The 5,006-nt window shown below is 41.7% G+C and carries 6 protein-coding genes; all 6 read right to left on the bottom strand.

The window, feature by feature from the left end:
* On the bottom strand, positions 1-523 hold a 523-nt coding region (locus tag HP456_RS19710; RefSeq protein WP_281358094.1), incomplete at its 3' end, for a type 2 periplasmic-binding domain-containing protein.
* Between the two features lie 279 nt (positions 524-802).
* Positions 803-1,495 (bottom strand): response regulator, encoded by a 693-nt coding sequence (locus HP456_RS19705; RefSeq protein ID WP_172254280.1) that lies wholly within the window; start codon positions 1,493-1,495, stop codon positions 803-805.
* Positions 1,488-3,098 carry an ATP-binding protein gene (locus tag HP456_RS19700; protein ID WP_172254278.1) on the bottom strand — a complete coding sequence of 537 codons (1,611 nt, stop codon included), beginning with the start codon at positions 3,096-3,098 and terminating at the stop codon, positions 1,488-1,490. The genes HP456_RS19705 and HP456_RS19700 overlap by 8 nt, the downstream gene beginning before the upstream one ends.
* 83 nt (positions 3,099-3,181) lie before the next feature.
* A complete protein-coding gene (locus tag HP456_RS19695) occupies positions 3,182-3,433 on the bottom strand; it encodes a hypothetical protein (RefSeq protein ID WP_172254276.1) in 252 nt (83 codons plus the stop codon).
* A gap of 93 nt (positions 3,434-3,526) precedes the next feature.
* A complete protein-coding gene (locus HP456_RS19690) occupies positions 3,527-4,255 on the bottom strand; it encodes a DUF2161 domain-containing phosphodiesterase (protein WP_172254274.1) in 729 nt (242 codons plus the stop codon).
* A 152-nt stretch (positions 4,256-4,407) separates the two neighbouring features.
* On the bottom strand, positions 4,408-5,006 hold a 599-nt coding region (locus HP456_RS19685; RefSeq protein ID WP_172254272.1), incomplete at its 5' end, for a glucose PTS transporter subunit EIIB.

The raw sequence follows: 5,006 nt of genomic DNA, 5'->3' as shown, positions 1-5,006 counted from the left end.
CACTTGCCGCTTGTACTAAAGATAAGTGGTCATCATTTCCAAGTCCTGGTCCTACCCCGATCTTTAAAGATTTGGGATCCTTCTTCATTTGATCGAGAAGTGCTGTTGCTGTGTCATACTTTGAATCCACCGGCACTGCCAATGCCTGCCACTCTGTTGCCAATGTGGCAATTGGAGTGAATTGGTCATGAGACAGATCGCTTTGTCCAAGTAGTTTATTTGTCAATACCAGACTTGAATTGATCGCAAGATGGTGGGAATCTTTTGTTTCAAGATACTTCCATCCTGCCTCTCCGCCGCCGCCAGGCTTATTGATAACATTAATATTTTTATCCACAATATCATTGTCCCTTAATACCTTTTGTACGGATCTTGCCGTCAGATCCCATCCGCCGCCTGGAGAAGCAGGAGCAACGATTTCAATATTCTTGGAAGGAAAGTCCTTGCCTCCCGATGCAGAGCTTGAGCATGCAGTCATCAGAGCCAATACTGCTATAATCATTACCAATCCTAATCTTTTCATAGTTTCAGCACCCCTTTTACTTTTATTGTTTTGTACTCACCTGTTTCATCCCCATATACAAAAGGTGAAATACGTTAACTTAATCCTAGTGGCTGATTCTTTTTATGTAAACGTTTTCAAAATATTGTGTTTTAAAAAATTTGCGGACATTTTGTTCATTTTGTTCAGAATATTTATAATTATTAACAAATACACTTCCCTGTCCTTTCAATAAATAAAGTCTGCCACATAAGCTTAAAGACAATCGCCTTTAAGTTGTGCCAGACCTGGGTCCCCACCTTATACTGTCCTATCATTTCCCAGCCGGTATCTTCTCTCGGGCCGCCCTACAATTCCATAAACATGCTCGACCGATGCTTCCTTATTTCCTACTAAATATTCCAGATATCTTCGGGCAGTCGTTCGGGAGGCACCCATCTTTTCTCCCACTTTTTCTGAGGTGATGCCTCCTTTTTCTTCATTGAGGATATCAGTCACTTTATGAAGCGTTAAATAATCGATCCCTGGAGGAAGATCATTTCTTTTTTCAGCTTCCTTCGTTTTTTTTCCGCCAAAGAAATGGTCCAGTACCTGCTGGTTTACCTCTTTAGCTGAATCAAGAACCATTTTCTTTTGTAAGTATCCCTTCATTGCTTCTTGAAATTTTTCCAAAGCTACAGGTTTAATTAAGTATTGCTCGACTCCATAACTTAATGCCTTCTCTAAAAAAGCTTTGTCTTTGGCAGCCGTTATCATCATGATATCAATAGAAGGAAATTCTGCCCTGATTCGATGCAACAGGTCAGTCCCCATCTGATCAGGCATATAAACATCCAATAAAAGTAAATCCACATGGTGCATATGCAGCAGTTCCAAGGTTTCCTTAGCATTCATCGCCTTACCGACCAATTTCAACTCCGGGTTTTTCTTTAGAAATTCTTCATGTATTTGTGCTACACGAAAATCATCTTCTGCTATAAGTACTTTAATCATACCCATTCCCCTTTTGTTCGTTTTCTTTCGGCAGGATTACGGTCATAACTGTCCCTTCATCTTTATAAGAGCTCCACTCAATCGAGCCTCCAAGACGCACTAATTCTTCTTTTACATTCGAAAGCCCATATCCACGATTATTACCTTTAGAAGATATTCCTTTTTGAAAGATCATATTTTCAACTACTCCGGAAATTCCCGGCCCGCTGTCAGCAATTTCAAATATGATATCCTCCCCGATATCTGTTACAAAGAAAGAAACGCATTTAACCTTTTGATCGATTACGGCTTCGAATGCATTATCAATGAGATTCCCCAATATGACGATAAGCGGGGAAATACCAATAAACTCCGGGAGTGGAGATAGCGAACTTTCACCGTCTATTTGAAAATCAATTTTCTTTTCAGAGGCTTTTGCGATTTTTCCTAATAAAATGGCTTGGACCTTTTCATCTAGAATACTTTGAAAAAAAATTGAAGATTGGTATTCTTGCATATCCGCTTCCTGCTTGATAAAATGAATAGCTTCTGTCTGTTTGTCCAACTGGATTAATCCGAGAAGGACATAAAGTTTGTTTTTAAACTCATGTGTCTGAGCCCTTAAGTCTTGAGAGTACTGTTGGACTTCGGACAGGGCATCAACCATTTTTTTAATTTCTGTACGATCTCTGAAACTGCACACTGTGCCTGCCTTTTCATTGTTTTCAATAATCGGCTGTGCATTCACGATCATCGTCTTATCTCTATATTGAAGTTGGATATTCGACACTTTCAGGGAAGAATCGAGAATATCCGCTACTGCTGCATAGTCAAGGATCTCCGTCACCCTTTTTCCTTCCACTTCACCTTGAGTACCAAGTAATTCACGCGCCGATTGATTCATCATGGTAATTGTCCCTTGTTGATCGATTGCCAAAATTCCTTCTTTTACAGATTGAAGGACCGCATTTCTTTCTCTATAAAGGGCGCCGATTTGAAAAGGTTCCAGACCAAATGTATCTTTCCGTATACTTTTCGCTAATAAAAAGCTGCCGAAAACACCCAGGATCATGACGCCCCCTGAAAGGACCAGCATTGTACGAATTTCATATGCAATGTTGTTGCGGATGTTTTGCATACTAAACTCTACTGCCACTGTTCCTTCAACTTTTTTATAGTTGTCATAGTGAATCATGACAGGGACGATTCCTTTTAGTACTTCATTTTCACCTTCTCCAGTGTGTATAAGATCATTGCTTCCATACACAAGCGCCCGGAATCGATGCCTTGTTTCATCACTGCCGTTTCCCTGTCCTACAAAGCTATAAATCTGTCCTTCCCGGTTTTGAATAAGGATGGCCGTTGCTTCTACCTGTCCGCGTATTTGTTCCGTAACTGCACTTAAATCATCCACCGGCTCCTTCTCCCGGAAAGAATCCTGAATCACCGGCATATATGAAAGAGTCTTGGCGGTCTGCATGGCCAGTTCCTCCGCTTGTTCTACATCTTCCTGAGACTCCCTATAGGCAAACATCCAGGTTAGTAGTCCGATTACGATTAAAAGAAGTGAAATGACCAGACCCAGTATCTTTATTTGAAGTGGTACCTCTAGAAGTCTTTTCATCTAAATACTCCTAATATACTGAATTTTCTACCCTGTAAATATATCACTTTTTACTGGTGAAGGGAAAACAAGCCCTCCATGTTTTATCTATAAATCAATGCTCTGCGATCGTTTTTTCCGAAAATTCTTTCTTTAATTCTATAGGAAATCGGATTGGATTTGAAGAGTATTGCATTTAAAAGACCTTTCCCGTAACTAAAGAGAAAGGTCTTTTTACAATTGAGCGGAGTACCAGGCTGGATGTAAAAGGAGGACTTCTCAGCCTGCCCCGTTGCTTCATCTTCTTCTTCAAACACATTCCGAAAACGGATTTTTCCGATTGAAATCTGATCCATATAAAAGCGATGTGTCTCCTGATACTTTGGCTGTTGCCAGCTGAACATATCATATATAAAAAATGATAAAAGAAAGTACCAGGATGGGGTCGATCAGCCTCTATCCTTTCCTCCTTTTAGCTTCTCTGTATAATACTGCACTAATTCCGGATAATCAGCTAACTCCTTCTTTCCTTTTTCACTGATTTGGTAGACACCTCTTTGCACTCTTTCGAACCACTTATAATAATTTTTCTGCAAGATGGAAGAAGTTTTGTCACCTGTCCCGATTTGTTTCAACGCTTTTGGGGACATCGATCCAAGTACATCCAAACAGCATGCGATCTGGATGCAGCTTTCCTTATACGCAGTCATGATTTTCTTCTTATTGCTTCCGCCAGTATTGTAGTCGGCACTGCGCCCTTCAATTTCTTTAATGAGAGCGATTCTTTTTCTCTTACTGTAGGACATGACTTTCTTGCGGTCAAACTGCTTGGGATGTGTCACAAATTCAACCTTCGGCCTGGTAGTCAGTGCTACAGTAATCAATCCTACTTCCAGCCTTTTTACTAAGTGACATATATCATTCCACCTTCGGGAACGGGTCCGTTTCGGTTTCGGGATGGCAATATACACAAGCTCTGTCAGCCGCTGGCGTTTTGCAGCCTGTATCAGCAGATCGATCGTCAATGAGAGCTTCAGCTCCACAATGATCAGCTCTTCCCCCTTCACTGCAGTGAGATCACAGTCTTTCACTTCACCGTTGACCTTATAGCCAAGTTTTGTGAAATGCTTTTGAATGGGATGATAGAGGTCGGCTTCTTTACTTTTTTTTTCAGTCATCTGTAAAACCTTCTTCTTCACATTATCATTTCTATTAAAAGTATAGCCCATTTGTGCTGGTTTGTAAGGGGCATTTATAGAATAAGAGAGGGACGGACCATATTTAGGTCCGTCCCTCCAGACTAGGAAAAAAAGTACATTATTGCTGGATCTTAAACACCTTGATCCCGGATCTTCTCGACTTCATCCGCCACAAACTGAACGGACGTTCCGACGACTACCTGTATTGAGTTGGTTCCTACAATATTGATACCCGGTACTCCGGTCGCCTTGATTCGTTGTTGATCGACCGCCTCCATATCCTTGACTTCCACTCTCAGGCGAGTCACACAGTTGTCAACGGAGGTTACATTCTCATCTCCACCCAGCCCTGCGTAAATCTCAGACGCCATAGCAGCGAAGCGGTCACTTTGGGAAACAGGTGCCGAAATCGCCCCTTCTTCAGTATCCTCTTCTCGACCGGGCGTCATCAGATTGAACTTGGCAATCAGGAAGCGGAACAGGAAGTAATAAATGAATGCAAATACGATACCTTGCAATAGCAGCATATAAGGCATGTTCGCGAGCGGGAGTCGTGAACTCAATACAAAGTCAACGAATCCGGCACTGAATCCGAACCCTGCTGTCCATTGGAAGAACGAAGCAATAGCCAATGATAAACCTGTCAACACTGCATGCGCAACATAAAGAGCAGGCGCAACGAACATAAACGCGAACTCAAGGGGTTCTGTGACCCCGGTAAAGAACGACG

This window comes from Bacillus haikouensis (assembly GCF_013179555.1).
GTDB classification, from domain to species: domain Bacteria; phylum Bacillota; class Bacilli; order Bacillales; family Bacillaceae_B; genus Rossellomorea; species Rossellomorea haikouensis_A.
The sequence above is the reverse complement of the archived record's forward strand: the minus strand, read 5'-3'. Positions and strand labels throughout refer to the sequence as shown.